Source organism: Candidatus Formimonas warabiya (assembly GCF_002777255.1).
GTDB classification, from domain to species: Bacteria; Bacillota; Dehalobacteriia; order Dehalobacteriales; family Dehalobacteriaceae; genus Formimonas; species Formimonas warabiya.
In genome coordinates, this window is record NZ_CP017634.1 from 4943703 (window position 1) to 4961656 (window position 17954).

A 17954-nucleotide genomic window follows, 5' to 3' on the forward strand; every position below is an offset into this window, starting at 1 on the left:
GGACAATTTGGTGCATAACCAAATAGTTTGCTCCGGACATAGTAAAAAGCTGATTTGGTGGGAATATTTAATTTTCCAGAAAAACGCAGGATAATTTATTTGTCCATTACTGGGCGCCATACCGTCAATTTATATCTATTTTCTAAGTAGGAGGAGAACAGCGTTGGTTACTTTATCAGAACTGCTGTCTAAAGGGGGATTGGCAAAGGGGCGGGTAGTTGCCGGTAAGGATTATCTAAGCAATATTGTGACATGGTTGCATGTATTAGAGAGTCCTAGCATTGTAGATTGGATGGCGCCGGGCGAATTAGTCATTACGAATCTATACTCTCTCATAGAAAAACCGGATATGCAGCGGGAACTTATCCGGCGCATGAAAGATGCTCAAGCAGCGGGCATAATCATTAAAGTCCGCCGGTGGGTGGAGGATATTCCCAAAGCCATATTTGAGGAAGCGGAAAACTGTGGACTCCCCATCATTGAGTTACCGCCGGAAGTGAGTTACCACCAAGTGATGCAGCCAGTGTATACGATTCTTTTAAATCAGCAACTGGAACTGTTGGAAAGGTCGGAGCAGATCCATCGCAGTCTTACGGAGGTCATTGTAACGGGTGGGGAAATTGATACGCTTTGTGCGACGATTTCTGAGCTTGTTGCTAATCCGGTTTTGATTTTTGACAGTACGGCGACCCTTATTGCAGAATATGGTGCCAATGACTGCAAGGGGGAAAACCTGGCAGTTCTGGACGAGTATTTTACAAAGGCTATATCGGAAGGGGCGCAAACCAAAGGACCCGTAGAAATACAATTTTCCTTCCAGGGTAGACCGGTGGATGCCTTAATTACCCCGGCTGTGGCTGGAGAAGAACTGTGGGGGTTTTTAATGGTGCTCCAATCCGGTCGCCCCATTGACAACCTGGACAGAAAAACCATGGAACACGGAGTCCTGATATTAGCCCTGCTGGAAGCAAAAATACGGTCCATGCGGATCGTGGAAAGCCGCCTGAAAGGTAACTTCTTGCATGACCTGCTGGCGGGAAAAGCGGGCGCTGAAGAACAAATGATTTATCGCAGCCAAGCGCTGGGTCTGGATCTGACAGCTAGTTTGACAGTTGCCGTCTTTTCCTTGCCGGAGACAACTTGTAGAGATATTTCTGATGAAGAGACCTTTCGGCTTTGCTCTCGTATCTTGGAGCAAATAATTGCCGAAGTAAGCGCGGCAAGGGTGCCGGCGATATTTAACCATGAAGGGCTTAAAATCATAGCACTTTTTGAGACAGAAGGTCAATCAGTACCCCGGCTTGTTGAAGCTTGTATAAAAAGAATCAGACGAAGTTTCCCGAGCGTAGAATTAAATGTTGGGATCGGCGGTAACAGTACAGGGAGTTCCCAAATTATCCAGAGCTATGAAGATGCGCTTCAGGTCTTGCGGGTTGGGAAAAAGCTCTCCGCTGGAAAGCCGGGTATCTACACTTATGAAAATTTGAGAATTTACTGTCTGTTGGATAACATTGCGTCAAATCCAAAAACGAATATTTTTATCTCTGAAAAATTAGGCGCGCTCATCGAATATGACAAAACAAAAGGTAATATGCTGGTCCCGACAATGGAAGAGTATTTTAGCTGTCACCGGAATGCCAAAGAAACCGCAGCCAGATTGTACATCCATCGGCATACTCTAAGCAATAGGCTGCGTCAAATTGAAGAGATTACCGGTTTGAGTTTTGACAACCCGGAAAATTTTTTTGTATTAGAGCTGTTGTTGCATCTAATAAAACTTAAAGGTTAAATAAAATTAGATAAGGAGAAAAAGGAGTACCCGGAAGCTTAAATAAACTTCCGGACACTCCTATCAAATTATACACTTTGTACATTTTATTTAGCCAACAGCAATATTGAATACCAGAGAGTTCAAAACTATCATAATAGTATAACATATAGCACCAAATTAAGTTCCTCTTCTAAAAAAAATTATCATCTCAAGCAGGAATCTTATTGTTAATGTATAATAGTATACTTGTATACAATAATTTTGTTGCTGTTTTCAGTCCGATGGTGCTGTATTCTGAAGAAGAGGAAAGTATGTACAGGTTGGCTGAATTATTGGCAATATTAAGCGCTTTATTTTATGACTTGAGCAGCTTTTTTTCAAACTTGGTAAGGATAAACTATCCTCTGAGCACGCTTACATTAAGCAGGATATTCTTTCAAGGGGTGGAGAATGTTACCAAGCGCGCCTGGTTATATAGCGTCTTAATTGTTTTGGGAACTATTTTGTTGTTGCTTATGTGAAATAATGGGGTCAAAAAAATTTTTCAGAAAGAAGGATTTTACACAAGAAAAACAGTATTTATTGTATACAAGTACACATTAAATAAAATGGACACAGGCCCCATAAACCTAACAGCCAACAAAGACCTGGTCTTAACAAATAATAAGGAGGGTAAAACGATGAGTGAACAATACTCACTGGCAGCCAAGGTTGCCTTGGCATGTCGCATTGTAGTCATGGAGGGACAAGATGATTTTAGTTTAGGGCACATTTCCGCTCTGGACGAGGATGGTTTGATTTGGATGAAACCAAGCGGCCTGGGATTGGAAGAAGTCAGAGAGGAAGATATTATTGCCCTGAATTTTAAAGGGGAAGTAGTAAAAGGTACCAGGAAGCCGCACAATGAACTGACCATTCATACGGAGATTTATAAAGCCCGTCCGGATGTGAAGTGTGTTATTCATACCCATCCTTTTCATGCCATTGCCCTAAGCACTTTAGAAAGACCGCTGGCTATTCTGAATCATGACGGTGTTCCCTTAGCAGGGGAAATGGCTTATTTTAAGGAGACGCCGGATCTGATCACCACCGAAGAAGAAGGTAAAAGCCTGGCCCAGTGCTTAGGATCAAAAAGAGCGGCTTTGCTCAAAAATCATGGTGCGGTTATTGCTGCACCCAGTGTAGAAGCGGCTACTTGCTGGGCCTTGCACCTGGAAAAGGCCGCCAGGATGCAGCTGGTAGCCGGCCCCGAAGCACAGGAAATAGGTCTTGAAAAAGCCGTAGAAATGAGAAAGTCCTTTGAAAAAATGAGCGGCCGGTATCCCGGATTTTTTGCCTACGAAGTACGAAAACTGGCGCAAAAAGGTTACTAAAACATGGTTTTTTATGGAAAGGGGTGAAAAGATATGCTGCCTCCATTTGAGTATATTCGACCTAATACTTTAGAAGAAGCAGTTTCCCGTTTGGCAGAATTGGAAAGCACAAGGATCTTAGCAGGAGGAACCGATGTTTTGGTGCAGATGAGGGCCGGGAGCAGCAATCCCGGGGCTCTGGTAGACATAAAAAAATTAGATGCCTTGAAAGGTTTTGAGTTTTCCCCGGAAAAAGGGCTGGTCATTGGGGCTTTGGCGACCCACAGCGAGCTTGCCAACTCGAAATTGATTCAGGAAAAATATGCTATTTTATTCGACGGGGTGAGCCGGGTGGGGTCGGTGCAGATTCGAAACCGGGCTACCGTGGGGGGAAATTTGTGCAGTGCACTCCCTTCTGCCGATAGTGCGGGCCCGCTTCTGGCGTTAAATGCGGTTTTGGAAATATATGGTCCGGAAGGAAAGAGGGAAGTTCCCTTGGATCAATTTTATCTTGGCACCAAAAAAACCGTTCTGAAAAAGGGAGAAATTCTCACAAGGATTTTTATTCCCGCTTACGGTAAGAACAGCGGTGGTGCATATATCAAATTTACCCGCAGAAAGGCAATGGATTTAGCCCTTCTTGGGGTATCGGTATTCCTGGAAACTGAGGAGGATCAAAAGACCTGTAAAGGGGCAAGAATTGCTTTGACGACTGCTGCTCCTACCCCGATCAGGGCATATCAGGCCGAAGCGGTATTAAAAGGGCAGGTTCTGGATCAAGAGCTGTTCAGCCAAGCTGCCGCCGCAGTCCTTAATGAAGCAAAGCCGCGCAGCAGTTGGCGTGCTCCTGAGGAATTCCGGAGAAGGCTGATTAAGCATCTGGTCCCAAGAGCAGGGATGCTTGCCTGGGAGAGACTTAAAAAGCCGGTTCTTGACTAAGCGGGGAGGTGAAATGATGAAAAGGGTACCTATAAAACTCAAGGTAAATGGCCAGGCATATGTTTTTGACGCTGTGCCTGAAAATAAAACGTTATTAAGCCTGATTCGGGACGATATCGGTCTAACGGGCACGAAAGAGGGCTGTGCGGAGGGAGACTGCGGCGCATGCACGGTTTTGCTCAATGGGAAGACGGTGGATTCCTGTCTGGTTTTGGCTGTTGAGGCGGATGGGGGAGAAGTGCTGACCATTGAAGGGCTGTCCCGTGACGGGAATCTTCATCCGATTCAGCAAGCTTTTGTTGATGAAGGCTCCGTTCAGTGCGGCTACTGTATCCCGGGAATGATTATGTCCACCTATGGACTGCTCCAAGAAAATCCATCACCCACAGATGCCGAGATAAAAAAAGGGTTAGAAGGGAATATTTGCCGGTGTACCGGCTATGTAAGGATTCTCAATGCAGTGCACAAAGCCAGTGAAATGATGGCCAAGGAAAGTAAGTAACAGGAGGTGATTAAGATGCCAGAACATTTCGTAGGAAAACCAATTGTTCGAGTTGATGCCGCAGAAAAAGTTACCGGTACGGCAATTTTTGGTCCGGATGTGGTATTGAGCGGGATGCTGTACGGGAAAATACTGCGCAGCCCCTATGCCCATGCCAAAATTAAATCCATCGATGCCTCCCGGGCCTGGGAGCTCTGGGGTGTACGGGCGATCGTTACAGGTGATGACTTCCCCGGCATTTTGGGCGGCGAGGCGATGAAGGATTTGCCTTTTTTAGCGCAGGGGAAGGTTCGTTACGTGGGTGATCCTGTGGTGGCTGTTGCTGCAGAAAGTCTGGAGATTGCGGAAGAGGCGATCAAGTTAATCCAAGTTGAGTATGAAGAGATTCCCGCGGTCTTTGATCCCCGCGAGGCGATGAAGGAATCTGCCCCGATCGTTCATGAAAATCACCATCAGTATCAGCATATTCCGGTGATGAAACCAGTACCAAACAGTAATATTATGACAGTCAGTGAGTTTAGCAAAGGAGACACAGACCAGGGATTTGCGGAAGCAGATTGCGTTTTTGAAGATACTTTTTACAGCCATTCTATCCAGCATGCCCCCATTGAATTACATTCGGTAGTAGCACAAATGACAGCGGACGGGAAATACACCGTCTGGGTGCCGAACGACGGGCCCCACCGTTTGCGTAAAGATTTGTCTGATGCCCTGAAAATTCCCTTAACGAAAATCAGAGTTCTTTCTACTTATATCGGAGGAGGTTTTGGCAGTAAGGGAGGCCTGAAGCTTGAGCCTGTGGCCGTTGCTTTGGCCCAGAAGGTTAATCACCGGCCTGTAAAAATTGTCAATACCAGAGAAGAAGAATTTTCTGCCTGTGTTGTCAAGCATGCTACCTATCTTACCGTTAAAACAGGGATCAAGAAAGATGGGACGATTACAGCACGGGAGGTTACTTCTATTTGGGATGCCGGGGCTTATGCGGAAAAGAGTCCTACTGTCTGCATGCAGGCTACGGCAGCATCCGCCGGTCCGTATAAAATTCCTCATGTTAAGTTGAAGGGATATTGCGTCTATACCAACAAAGTGATTGCCGGAGCCTACCGGGGTTACGGGGTTCCTCAGGTAACCTGGGCCTATGAATCCGCGATGGATGTAATTGCCCGGAAAATGGGCTGGGATCCCCTGGAATTCAGATTGAAAAACATCCTTAGAGAAGGTGATGAAAATCCCACAGGGCAGCCGGTACACAGCATTGGCGTAGAAGAGTGCCTGAAAAAAGCTGCCGATGTAATTGGTTGGGAAAAACGGAAGAATGCTCCTGCTCCCGCTGAAAGCTACAAAAAAAGAGGATTTGGCATTTGTTGCGCCGCTAAAAACACGAAAACACCTTCCGGCGCTGCGGCCGTTGTCCTCCTCAACCAGGATGGTACCGCAAATGTAGTGACAAGTACGGTAGAGATAGGACAGGGAGCAAAAACCATCTTTACTCAGATTGCTGCCGAGGTCTTAGGAATTCCGGTGGAAAAAGTATGCGTCTCTAATCCCGATACGGATTTGTCTCCTTACGATGCTTCGACTACTTCCAGCCGGGCTACCTTCCATATGGGGAATGCCGTGAAAGAGGCCGCAGAAGACATTAAAAAGCAGCTCTGTAATTTGGCCGGAGAGATCATGGGATGTCCCGGTGATGATTTGATCGCAGAGGGCGGGGAAGTAAGACCTAAAGACCAAGCCGGTTTAAATAAAGAACCTCTTCCATATAAACAAATCATGATGAAGAAGTATGGGGCCGGTGGTACCATATTGGGCCGCGGTTTCTATTATCCCGAAGTAAAAACGAACGGCATGTGGTCGGCGCCCAGTATTTTCTGGATGTATTGCGCCCATGCGGCTGAGGTTGAGGTCGACACCGAAACAGGGAAAGTTGACATTATAAAACTAGTAGCTGCTCAAGATGTCGGCAAGCCCATAAATCCCGTCACCTGTTTGCAGCAGGTGGAAGGAGGGGCAATTATGGGCATGGGAGCGGCTATGTCCGAAAGTTTAATTTTTGATAATAAAGGAAGAATGTTAAATCCCACATTGCACGACTACAAGCTTCCCACATTTATGGACCTTCCCGATTTGGAATCTTTCATTATTGATGCGCCTGATCAAAACGGTCCTTTTGGCGCCAAGGGAATCGGGGAAATTGTGGTAGCTCCTACGATGGCGGCACTTGCTGCTGCGATAGAAGATGCCGTAGGTGTCCGGATCAAAGAAGGGCCGCTTTCCGAGGAAAAGGTGATTGCAGGATTGGAAAAACTTGAATCCGGGCAGGAAGCCCGCTAATTAAACCAGGGTAGGGCCTCTTTAGAGAGGAAAAATATATCAAAATTATTCAAGGAGGGAATTTTTTCATGAAAGTAGATCTATTAATCAAGAATGGTAAAGTGGTAACCCCAGAGGCCACCTATGACGCAGCAGTGGCGATCAGTGGAGGAAAATTTGTCGGTCTGATTTCCGGTAAGGAACTTCCCGAGGCGGATGAAGTATACGATGCCAGCGGCAAGTATGTTTTGCCGGGTTTAATTGATTGTCACGTACATTTCCGTGAGCCGGGTGTAACCTACAAGGAAGATTTCCAAACGGGTTCTTTGGCTGCCGCTTGCGGCGGTATTACCACGGTTGTGGATATGCCCAATGTGAATCCTGCTACCTCCACGGTAGAAGCATTTAATTTGAAATTGGATGCGGCTGAGGATCATTCCTATGTAGACTTTGGTATTTACGCGGTAATTCTTCAGGAAAACATTAATGATCTGATTCCTTTGAGAGATGCCGGGGTAGTCGGTTATAAAATTTTCCTGGGCGCCACAGTAGGAAATATTCCTGCACCGGATGACGGCATGATGTATGATGCCATGAAGGTTGTCGCCAGTACCGGGCTGCGTATTGGTTTCCATGCGGAAAATAATGAAATTATTAACCACAGAGTTAAGCAATACAAAGGGCAAGGAATTATGGATCCGAAGATTTGGGCCGAAGCCCGTCCGGCTGTGGCGGAAGCCGATGCCATTGCCAAACTGATCCGTTTTTCAGAATATACCGGCGTAAAAGTGCACATTTACCATATGAGCAGCAAGGAAGGCGTAGAACTAGTACGGGCCGCAAAAGAAAAAGGAATCGATATTACGGCAGAAAGCGGACCCCATTATCTCTTAACGGATGTTAGTTTAAGTGATAAGGTTGGGTCCATGCTGAAGATGAATCCTCCTGTGCGGTATAAAGAAGATTCCGAGAAATTATGGGAAGGCCTGAATGATGGTACCGTAGAAGCTATTGCTACTGACCATTCACCTCATACCATGGAAGAAAAAGACAAAAACATTTGGGATGCCATTCCTGGCTTCTGCGGCGTGGAAACGAGTGTTCCTTTAATGCTTACGGCGGTCAATGAAGGCAGAATGACCCTGAACCAGTACGTAAAGGTTGCCTCTGAAGGACCGGCGAAGATTTGGAACATGTATCCCCAAAAAGGAAGCTTAAACATTGGTACCGATGCGGACCTGACCATTGTGGATATGGAAAGAACAGGTGAAATTAAAGCGGAAGAACTGCACAGCAAAAATAAAGTGACCCCCTTTGACGGCTTCAAAGTAAAAGGGATGCCGGTCTGCACCATCGTCCGGGGCAAATTTGTCATGAAAGACAGTGAAATTGTGGGTAAACCGGGACATGGGACCATTGTAAAACCTGCAAAATAAGAGGAGGAAAAAAATCATGTTTCAGGGAATTAACATTATTCGTGGGGCAAGCTATGACCGGGGCGTTCAACACGGGGAAAATGTCCGCGAATTAATTGACAGCAACTTAAAGCGTTTTTGGACCGGCGTGGAAACCTGCGGCCTGAATAAGCTGGAATTGATGCGCGCGGCTGAAAGCCTTCAGGGCGTGCTCAGCCTGAACACTCTAAAAGAAATCGCGGGAATCGCTGCAGGCGCAGGTAGGAATTTTAAGGACCTGTTAGCTTTTAACCTGTACCATTCCGTAATCTTGCCGGAAGATTGCACGGTCTATATGGCTGTAGGCTCTGCCAGTGCTACCGGATATACGGTTTTCGGCAAAAACAGCGATAAAGTAGGCGGCACCAGCTTGGTGGGCGACCGCTTTTATAAAAACAAAGAAATAAATGTGGTGTCATTTTCTCAGGCAGAAGACGGCAGCCGCATTGTGGGAGTTTGTGCCGCCGGCGCTACCGGCCTGAAATTCGGCATGAACAGCAAAGGGGTTGCTGCCGGAACCAATATCGGCCGGACCAAAGAATTAAAAGCAAAGAATTTGGATCTCACCAAGCTTCGCGCCATTGATAGAGCCCAAATCATCCGGGACGGCCTGGAATTTGGTGCCGCTCTGCCTGCCGCCCAACAGGCTGCCGCTAGTTTGATAGCAACGCCAACGGCCACGCCGGGAACGGTAGAATTTGCCGATGCAAAAGAGGCCTATATTGTGGAAAGTTCCTATGACCGCATCGCGGTGAAAAAGGTTGTGGACGACATTGACTCCCGGTCCAACTGCTTTGTCGTCTTGAAAGAGCTGAACCAGGAGGATGACTTGTCCAGTATTGGCCGCTACTATCGCACCCAGGAAATGCTGAAGGCGAAAAAAGGCCAGGTTACGGTGGAAGACTTAAAGGCCATCTCTATGGATCATGCCAACGGGCCCGGACCGAACTCCATCTGCCGGCACGATAGCAGGATTGAAGAAGAGACGTCCTTGAGCGCCGGTTTAATGGAATTAAACGGGGAAAACCCGGAAAAATCAAAATTCAGTATTTGCCTGGGCAAACCATGCCAGGCATGGCGTGAAGCAGACGGACATATTACCCTGACCATGGATGTCAAATTAGAAGATATTCCGGAAAGCTTCCGTAACGGCGAGGTATTTAAGAAGTATTACATCGAAGAAGCTCGGTATGAATAGTCATTAGGAGCTGAGGTAAAATGGATGGCGCAACAGATGAAATTAAGGTTAGCTTTACCGTAAATAGAAAAGCGGTGGAAATTGTTTGTAGTTCCGATGCGACCCTGCTGGAAGTGTTAAGAGATCAGTTGCGGCTTACCGGCACCAAGCACGGATGCGGTGTGGGAGAGTGCGGGGCCTGTACAGTGATTTTGAATGGAAAAGCGGTAAATTCCTGCCTGATTCTGGCGGGAAGCGTGGAGGGACAGGAAGTTCTTACCATTGAAGGCCTGGCGGAAGACGACCTTCACCCGATACAAAGAGCCTTTATTGAAGAGGGAGCCGTGCAGTGCGGCTATTGCACGCCGGGGATGATCCTTTCGGCCAAGGCTTTATTGGATGAAAACCCCGCCCCCTCCCAAGAAGAAGTTAAGGTGGCTATTTCGGGTAATTTATGCCGGTGCACCGGCTATCATCAAATCGTATCCGCCATCCTCAAGGCATCACAAGAAATTGCCGGGAGGGGATGAGAATGATGGAATATGTAGGTCATAATCTGTTAAAAGCGGATGCACCTGACAAAGTGACGGGAAAGGCCAAATTTGTGGCCGATCTGTCAAAAGAAGGGATGCTTTGGGCAGCTGCCGTGCGCAGTCCTTATGCCCATGCGAAAATTACCGCTGTTTCCGTGGAAGATGCCTCTGCTTGTCCGGGAGTCCGGGCGGTTTTAACCGCCCGGGATATTCCCGGTATCAATGCCGTCAGTCCCACAGGGGTTGAGGATCAACCGGTATTAGCGGAAGACAAAGTGCGCTTTTTCGGTGAGGCAGTCGCCCTTGTGGTAGCAGATAGTTTAGCGGCGGCAAGAAAAGGGGCGGCCCTGATCCGGGTGGATTATCAGCCTCTGCCCGTGGTGGAAAGCCCGGAGGAAAGTTTGCAGACCGATAGTCCCAAGATTCATGATCAGGGGAATCTTTGCCAAGCCAAAAAACTCCGGAAAGGAGACTTTGCGGAGGCGGAAAAACAAGCGGATCTGCTCATTACCAATACCTACCGGACCCATGCCGTGGATCATGGCTACCTGGAACCGGACGCCTGCTTTGCCGATTGGGTGGAGGGAAAACTAATCGTCCGTACCACCACCAAGAGTGCCCACCACGATCAGCATCAGATTTGCCGGGTTTTAGGTTTGCCCAGTGATCGCGTACGGGTGATCGCCGCAGTGATCGGGGGAAGCTTCGGCGGCAAGGCGGATATGCCCTTGATCTGTATGACCAGTCTTGCGGCCTGGAAAACCGGGTGCCCGGTGAAGATTGTTTATTCCCGGGAAGAATGTTTGCAGACCACGACCAAAAGACATCCCTGCATCGTTACCTTTACCCATGCGGTGCGGAAAGACGGCCGGATACTAGGCGTTAAGGGAGAGATCCTGCTTGATGCCGGTGCTTACAGCGGCTATAGCTCATCTGTATTAGGGAGGTCCTTGGGCAACGCCGTGGGACCTTACGCCGTGGAGCACATTGAAATTGACGCCAAGGCTGTTTTTACCAACAACCCCAGTTCCGGGGCCATGCGGGGGTACGGTACGCCCCAGATGTGCTTCGGCCATGAAGGTCAAATGGACCAGATTGCAGAGCAATTGGGCCTTAACCCCTGGGATGTCCGCTTGATCAATGCCTTGAAGCCGGGGGATGACTCGGCGACAGGACAGATGATGCGGGAAGATATTAAGTTTCAGGAAACGATTTTAGCAGCACGGGAAAAAGCAGGGACCTTGCCCCAAGGAAACAATCCCCTCTGGATCAAAAAAGGGTGGGGGGTGGCCTGTTTCTGGTATGGCAACGGACGCACCGGCCTGCCTAATCCGGGCCTCGCCCATGGGGAACTGAATCCGGACGGTACCATTACTTTTTATGTGGGGTCTCCGGACATAGGGCAGGGCTCCAATACGGTGTTCCGGCAGGTGGCGGCGGAGGCACTGCATATTTCGCCCCAAAAAATAAATGTGGTGTCTGCGGATACCTTGCTCACGCCGGATTCCGGAACTACTTCGGGAACGAGATTGACCTTTATTGTGGCCAACGGGGTGAAACGGGCGGCGGAGGACCTTTTGCTAAAAATAACTGATTTTCAGAAAAAAGAAGGGTTGGCAGGCTGCCTGCCCAAAGTCATGAAAACATTGGGCCGTCTGGCGGGAGAAAAGGGGATTTTGCTCCGGGGGGAAGGACGTTTTGACCCGCCCACGGTACCGCCGGATAACGAGACCGGTCAGGGGATCCCCTACGGAACTTATACTTTAGGCACCCAGTATGTGGAATTGACGCTTAACCTCTTGACAGGCCGGGTCCAGGTAGACCGCATTATCGCCAGCTATGATTGCGGCGTGGTGGTGAATCCGGTCTTATTTCAAGGACAATTGGACGGGGGAACCGCCCAGGGCATCGGTTATGCTCTTCTCGAAGAGCTGGGCCTGAAGAAGGGTAAAGTGCAGAATGACAACTTTGACCGTTATTTAATGGCTACGAGTATGGATGTAGGCCAAGTCGATGCCTACACTGTGCCCAATTACGACCAGTTAGGGCCTTTTGGCGCCAAGGGCATCGGTGAACCGGCCACCATTCCTACCGCGGCAGCAATTATTAATGCCATCAACAGAGCGACGGAACATAAATTTAGAATGCTGCCGGTGATACCCGAAACACTGGTAGCTGCTGGAAGGAGTGGTGCTCATGGAAGGTCTTAAATTTTGGCGCCCCAGAACCCTGGAGGAAGCTGCAGAACGCATGTCTCAGGAAAATTCCGTTCCCCTTGCCGGGGGGACGGATTTGGTGATTGAAATCAAGAAAGGGCACTGTTCGGCAGAACATGTGGTGGACCTTACAGCCATTCCTGAACTGGCCCGGATCGAACGGTCGGGAGAAACCATGGAAATCGGTTCTTTGGCATCCTTTAGCGCACTGGGGGCAAGTCCTGTTATTCAGGAATTCTGCCCTGCCTTGGGGGAGGCTGCCCTGAGTGTAGGTTCTCCTCAGATTCGGAACAGGGGAACCATCGGGGGAAATATTATGAATGGTTCCGCTGCCGCCGACACAGTCAGTCCCCTGGTGGCTTTGGATGCGGATGCGGTTTTGCTGAGTAAGGCCGGGGAACGGGTCCTGAAATTAACGGAACTTTTGGCCCGCCCTGGAAAACCGGTGCTCCAACCGGGGGAATTTCTTAAAAAGGTGTGCTTTCCTGTGCCAAAAAAAGGTCACCGTTGGGCATTCGTGAAGCTAGGCAGGCGAAATGCCTTAGCGATCTCGAGACTGAGCATGACCATGATGGCGGATCCAGGAGAAACCGGAGAGATCAATCGGGCCTTTCTGGCCATAGGAGCTGTGGCTCCCCACCCGGTACGTGTTCCGGCGGTGGAGCGCCTCCTTGAGGGCATGAATGAAGCAAGCGATTTTGCGCCGGTTGCGGAATTATTAAGTGCGGTGGTCAGTGACTTGATTGGGCAACGGCCCTCCGTTGTTTATAAAAAGGAAGCCATACAAGGTGTAGCCTGGGAAGCCTGGAATAAAATGTGGCAAATCAGGGTACAAGAAAGTTGAGGGGAAGAAAATGGATGGAGAAAAAATGATCCGTCTTATGAAAAGCAGGCGCAGCGTCCGGGGGTATCTGAAAAAGCCGGTGGACCGGGAGACCGTGCTTGCCGTTGTTGAAGCAGGCCGGTGGGCGCCTTCCGCCTACAATAAGCAGCCCTGGAAGTTTATTGTCGTAGAGGAAGCAGAGCAGAAAAAAAGACTCATTGAGGCCATCGGCACAGAAATAGCAGAAACGAAAAAAAGAGTACCGGGTTTTGCGGGGCAGTTAGCACCCTACTTAGCGGATGTCCCGGTATTTATTGTTGTGGTGGGATTTCCGGAAGTGAGGCAGGAGTTTCCGGCCAATCGCTCCGGTGTCAGCGCCGATAAAATCTACTATGCCGGTGTCGGCGCCGCGGTAGAAAACATGCAGCTGGCCGCCGCCGGTTTCCAATTAGGCACGGTATTTTTTACCATCGGTTCAGAGCCCTGGGCCCAGGACCAATTTAAAAAAGTATTGGCCATTCCGGAAAAAGGGGAAGTATTGTTCTGCCTCCCACTGGGCTATCCTGCTCAGGAAATGGTGCCGGACGAAACCAAACGCAAGCCTCTGGAAACAATATTATGCTGGAATAAATACCAGGAATAGGAGGATATTGACGTGCAGTGTCGAATAACGTGTACAGTCATGCGTGGGGGAACAAGCCGGGGATTATTTTTTCATCAAAAAGACCTTCCTGAGGATATCCGTTTAAGAGACCGGATTCTGCTCGCTGCTTTCGGCAGCCCCGATCCTAAACAAATTGACGGGCTGGGGGGCGCTGTTTCTGTAACCAGCAAGGCGGCCATCATCGGACCGCCCACGGCACCGGACGCGGATGTTGATTATACTTTCGGCCAGGTCAGTATCACCCGGCCTTTGGTGGACTATAAAGGAAACTGTGGGAACATTTCTGCCGCCGTAGGGCCCTTTGCCATTGACGAAGGATTGGTGGAGCCGGTTGAGCCGGTTACTACCGTAAGAATCCACAACACCAATACGAATAAGATCATTGTCGCCCACGTGCCTGTGAAAAACGGTAAGGCTGATATTGAGGGGGACTGTGAGATTGCGGGGGTACCCGGAAAATGGGCGCCCATTCTGATCGAATTTGAGTCTCCTGGGGGTGCCGTGACAGGAAAACTTTTACCGACCGGATCTCTTCAAGACGAGATTGATCTGGGCGAAGATGGATTATACCACGTTTCTATTGTCGACGCGGCCAATCCCTTGGTTTTTGCCCTGGCGGAAGAAATGGGGCTGACAGGCAGGGAAACCCCTGGAGAAATCGACAATGATCCCAGAGTATCCAGGATCCTGGAAAGCATTCGGTCCGAAGCCTGTTACCGGCTCGGGCTGGTGGACAGTCCTCTCAAAGCAACAGAACTGAGTCCGGCTATTCCTAAAGTCGCTTTTGTTGCCCCCAGCGGTTCTTACCGGACTGCGGAAGGGAAATTGGTGGAAAAGGATCAGATGGATTTTTTGGCCCGGTCCATGTCCATGCAGAAGGCCCATAAATCTTTTGCCATTACGGGAGCTGTTTGTACCGCCGTGGCAGCCTCTCTCCCGGGAACGGTTGTGCACCGGGTGGCCCGGCTGCATCACCAGGGAAAAGTAACCTTCGGCCATCCTGAAGGGCTGATTACCCTGGAAATTGAGATCAGAGAGTCCGGTCCCTCCCAATTCCAGATCATAAAGGCTGCTGTGGAACGAAGCGCCAGAAGAATTATGGATGGTTCTGTTTATATTCCGAAAAAAATATTTCAGGAGGAGAAACGATGACGCAAGCAGAGGTTTTGGACATTCTCAGAAAGACAGGGGTTTTGCTGGAAGGTCATTTTCGCCTTACTTCCGGTAAACATGCAGACTTCTATATGCAATTTGCCCAGTTAATGCAGTACCCTGAAGAGGCCGGCCCCTTATGTGATGCACTTGCTGGGATGTTTAAGGAGGAGGGAGTCCAGGTAGTAGTCGGTCCTGCCACCGGTGCCATTATTATGGCCTATGAAATCGCAAGAAGCCTCGGAGCAAAGGCGATGTTCGGCGAAAGGGATAACGGCGTCATGAGCCTGCGCAGAGGATTTACGATTCATCCCGGAGAAAAGGTTCTGGTGGTAGAGGATGTAGTTACAACGGGAGGTTCTGTGCGAGAAGTAATGGAGGCAGTGGAAAAAGCGGGAGGAAAGGTGATCGGGGCGGCTGTTTTCGTGGACAGAAGCGGCGGCCGGGTTGACCTGGGCGTGCCCATCAAAAGCTTGGTGACCATGGATACAAAGGTGTATCAGCCGGAGGAATGCCCTTTATGTGCCCAAGGAATTCCGGCGATCAAACCGGGAAGCAGGCAGGTATAATTTAAGAGCAACACAACAATAGGTTTTATGAGGGGTTTTATCTTTGCCAATGGATACTCGGATGCGGGAGGAGAAAAATGGATCACTTTGATGATTTTACGGACTTAATTGAGAAGAATCAGTTTGTACCCATGCGGGAGTTAATTTTTCAATATTTGCGGGAGGCCATTGTTACGAGCAGGCTCATGCCTGATGATCACCTGGTCGAGGAAGAACTGGCAAAAAAGCTGAATGTATCCCGCACTCCGATTCGTGAGGCTATTCGTAAACTGGAGTTAGAAGGTCTAGTGAAGCATAGTCCGCGGCGTGGCGTAATCGTAAGAAAATTTTCCACCAAGGATGCGGAAGAGATCTACGATCTCCGGGCTGTTTTAGAAGGGTATGCCGCCAGTCTGGCTGCCCAGCATATTGAGGAGAAGGAACTTAGTAAACTGAAGGCCCTTTTAGAAGTGATGAAAGAAGATATTAATAAAGGTGAAAGTTTTTCTGAGATGGATCACCATAAGGAATGGCACCTGGCGCTTTATGCGGCCAGTAAGAATCAACGTTTAGAGCAGTTACTCAACGACTATGCCGATTATCTCCGCATATTTCGGATCATCTCCCTGAAACTGCCCGGAAGGTTAAATGAAACCTGGGAGGAGCACGATCGTCTCTTAAAAGCCATTGAGCTGGGGGATGGTGAATTAGCGGAACGGAGGGCCAGAGAGCATGCCGCCCGGTCCAAGGAAGCTTTCCTGAAGGAATGGCCCATGCTATCAAACCATGGGGGAGACACAGAATGAAGGAATCCTACGCAAAAGTGATTTACAATGAAACAGTGGGAGCAGGTTTTGCCAAAATTTGTTTGGAAGTACCGGAAATTGCACGCCTGTGTCAACCGGGACAATTTGTTCATGTGAACTGCGGGGGCGGGGTATACAGTTTAATGCGCCGACCCTTAAGTATCCACCAGATTGAGGATGGGGCGCTGGTGCTGTTATTCCAGATTAAGGGGGAAGGGACAAAGTGGTTGTCCCAGAGGCAGGCTGGTGAGCAAGTTGACCTAATAGGGCCTTTAGGGCGAGGATTTGAGCTTCCCGACCGGGGTCCCGTGGTTTTGGCGGCAGGTGGCATCGGCATTGCTCCTTTGTTTTTTTTGGCCCAGGAAGCACGAAAAAAGCAACTTCCGGTGACGCTGCTCTTTGGGGCACGCAATCAGGCAGGGCTTTGCCTTTTAGATGGGATCGGCGCTTGGTGCACGGAAATAATGGTTGCTACAGAGGACGGCAGTGAGGGCGTACAAGGAAAGGTTACCGACTTGCTCCACGATTTCATAAGTAAGTCAAAACCGGAGGCCGTCTACGCCTGTGGACCTGAGCCCATGTTAAAAACAGTCGTCTCCCTGGGCAATGACCGGGACATTGAGACACAGATTTCTTTAGAAGCACGGATGGCTTGCGGCGTGGGAGCCTGCCGGGGTTGTGTCACCCTGGTGCGCAAAAGAGGGGAATTGGTTTACGAAAATGTGTGTAGTACAGGTCCTGTGTTCCGGGGCAGGGAGGTGGTTTTTGATGCATAGACCGAACATGGCTGTGGAGGTAGCCGGCATCAAAATGAGAAATCCTGTGATGCCTGCGTCAGGATGTTTTGGTTTTGGAGAAGAGTATGCCCATTTTATGGATTTGAATGCCTTGGGTGCCATTGTGGTTAAATCTGTGACCTTACGGCCCACCATGGGCAATAAACCGCCCCGGGTTTGCGAAACCCCGGCAGGGATGTTAAATTCTATTGCCTGGCAGAACCCGGGGCTTGACATTTTTTTAAAAGAAAAACTTCCTTTTTTGCGGCAGTTTCAAACACCGGTGATCGTAAACCTGGCCGGGAAGACGGCCCAGGAATATGGGGATCTGGCCGGGGAATTGGAAGGAATAAAGGGTCTCGCCGGTTTGGAGCTAAATATCTCCTGCCCCAATGTGGAAGAAGGTGGTGTGGCTTTTGGGACAGACCCTGTGTTAGCTGCCCAGGTCACTGCTGCTGTTAAAAAACGCACTACCTTGCCTTTAATTGTGAAACTTTCTCCCAATGTCACGGATATTACCAAGATTGCTGCCGCGGTAGAAAGTGCGGGAGCAGATGCCATCTCGTTGATTAATGCCTTTACGGGAATGGCCATTGACATTCGTACCCGGCGTCCTGTCCTGGGCAATATTACAGGGGGATTGACCGGTCCGGCCATTAAGCCTGTAGCATTATATATGGTGTGGCGGGTGGCTCAGACGGTAAAGGTTCCGGTGATCGGCATTGGGGGCATTCTCCGGGCGGAGGATGCGATTGAATATATCCTCGCCGGTGCCCGGGCTGTGGCGGTAGGATTGGGTACTTTTATTCAACCCACGGCCATGCTGGATGTGATCCGGGGGATTGAGGACTATTTACAGGAAAATGGCATCGATGATGTGAATGATCTGGTGGGAAAACTTAGGACGGATTAATAAGAAAAAGGAGAG

At 49.2% G+C, this 17954-nt stretch carries 16 protein-coding genes; all 16 read left to right on the forward strand.

The features are described 5' to 3' along the window. Positions 1–163 precede the first annotated feature (163 nt). Positions 164–1789: a PucR family transcriptional regulator gene (locus DCMF_RS22540; RefSeq protein ID WP_148136508.1), complete on the forward strand. Its 1626-nt coding sequence runs from the start codon at positions 164–166 to the stop codon at positions 1787–1789. A 662-nt stretch (positions 1790–2451) separates the two neighbouring features. Continuing rightward, positions 2452–3144, forward strand: coding sequence for a class II aldolase/adducin family protein (locus tag DCMF_RS22545; protein WP_214658818.1), 693 nt, complete (start codon positions 2452–2454; stop codon positions 3142–3144). Positions 3145–3177: 33 nt separating this feature from the next. Then, entirely contained in the window at positions 3178–4062 is an 885-nt protein-coding gene (locus DCMF_RS22550; RefSeq protein ID WP_148136510.1) for an FAD binding domain-containing protein, read from the forward strand. Between the two features lie 13 nt (positions 4063–4075). Further along, complete coding sequence (locus DCMF_RS22555; protein WP_335582360.1) at positions 4076–4564, forward strand: (2Fe-2S)-binding protein; 489 nt, start codon at positions 4076–4078, stop codon at positions 4562–4564. 15 nt (positions 4565–4579) lie between these two features. Then, positions 4580–6898 carry a xanthine dehydrogenase family protein molybdopterin-binding subunit gene (locus DCMF_RS22560; RefSeq protein ID WP_148136511.1) on the forward strand — a complete coding sequence of 773 codons (2319 nt, stop codon included), beginning with the start codon at positions 4580–4582 and terminating at the stop codon, positions 6896–6898. Positions 6899–6966: 68 nt separating this feature from the next. Further along, entirely contained in the window at positions 6967–8313 is a 1347-nt protein-coding gene (gene allB / locus DCMF_RS22565; RefSeq protein WP_148136512.1) for an allantoinase AllB, read from the forward strand. A 16-nt stretch (positions 8314–8329) separates the two neighbouring features. Then, a complete protein-coding gene (locus DCMF_RS22570; protein ID WP_148136513.1) occupies positions 8330–9529 on the forward strand; it encodes a C45 family autoproteolytic acyltransferase/hydolase in 1200 nt (399 codons plus the stop codon). Positions 9530–9549: 20 nt separating this feature from the next. Beyond that, a complete protein-coding gene (locus DCMF_RS22575) occupies positions 9550–10038 on the forward strand; it encodes a (2Fe-2S)-binding protein (protein WP_148136514.1) in 489 nt (162 codons plus the stop codon). A 2-nt stretch (positions 10039–10040) separates the two neighbouring features. Next, on the forward strand, positions 10041–12251 hold the full coding sequence (locus DCMF_RS22580; RefSeq protein WP_214658819.1) for a xanthine dehydrogenase family protein molybdopterin-binding subunit: 2211 nt from the start codon (positions 10041–10043) through the stop codon (positions 12249–12251). Beyond that, positions 12238–13101 carry an FAD binding domain-containing protein gene (locus DCMF_RS22585; protein WP_148136516.1) on the forward strand — a complete coding sequence of 288 codons (864 nt, stop codon included), beginning with the start codon at positions 12238–12240 and terminating at the stop codon, positions 13099–13101. Before DCMF_RS22580 ends, DCMF_RS22585 begins: the two co-directional genes overlap by 14 nt. A 10-nt stretch (positions 13102–13111) precedes the next feature. Further along, entirely contained in the window at positions 13112–13723 is a 612-nt protein-coding gene (locus DCMF_RS22590) for a nitroreductase family protein (RefSeq protein ID WP_148136517.1), read from the forward strand. 12 nt (positions 13724–13735) lie between these two features. Further along, positions 13736–14896 (forward strand): 2-methylaconitate cis-trans isomerase PrpF family protein, encoded by a 1161-nt coding sequence (locus DCMF_RS22595; RefSeq protein ID WP_268724832.1) that lies wholly within the window; start codon positions 13736–13738, stop codon positions 14894–14896. Further along, positions 14893–15465, forward strand: coding sequence for an orotate phosphoribosyltransferase (gene pyrE, locus DCMF_RS22600; RefSeq protein WP_148136519.1), 573 nt, complete (start codon positions 14893–14895; stop codon positions 15463–15465). The genes DCMF_RS22595 and pyrE overlap by 4 nt, the downstream gene beginning before the upstream one ends. A 77-nt stretch (positions 15466–15542) precedes the next feature. After that, positions 15543–16250 (forward strand): GntR family transcriptional regulator, encoded by a 708-nt coding sequence (locus DCMF_RS22605; protein ID WP_148136520.1) that lies wholly within the window; start codon positions 15543–15545, stop codon positions 16248–16250. Further along, positions 16247–17026: a dihydroorotate dehydrogenase electron transfer subunit gene (locus DCMF_RS22610; protein ID WP_214658820.1), complete on the forward strand. Its 780-nt coding sequence runs from the start codon at positions 16247–16249 to the stop codon at positions 17024–17026. The genes DCMF_RS22605 and DCMF_RS22610 overlap by 4 nt, the downstream gene beginning before the upstream one ends. Next, positions 17019–17939: a dihydroorotate dehydrogenase gene (locus DCMF_RS22615; RefSeq protein ID WP_148136522.1), complete on the forward strand. Its 921-nt coding sequence runs from the start codon at positions 17019–17021 to the stop codon at positions 17937–17939. Before DCMF_RS22610 ends, DCMF_RS22615 begins: the two co-directional genes overlap by 8 nt. Positions 17940–17954: the final 15 nt, after the last annotated feature.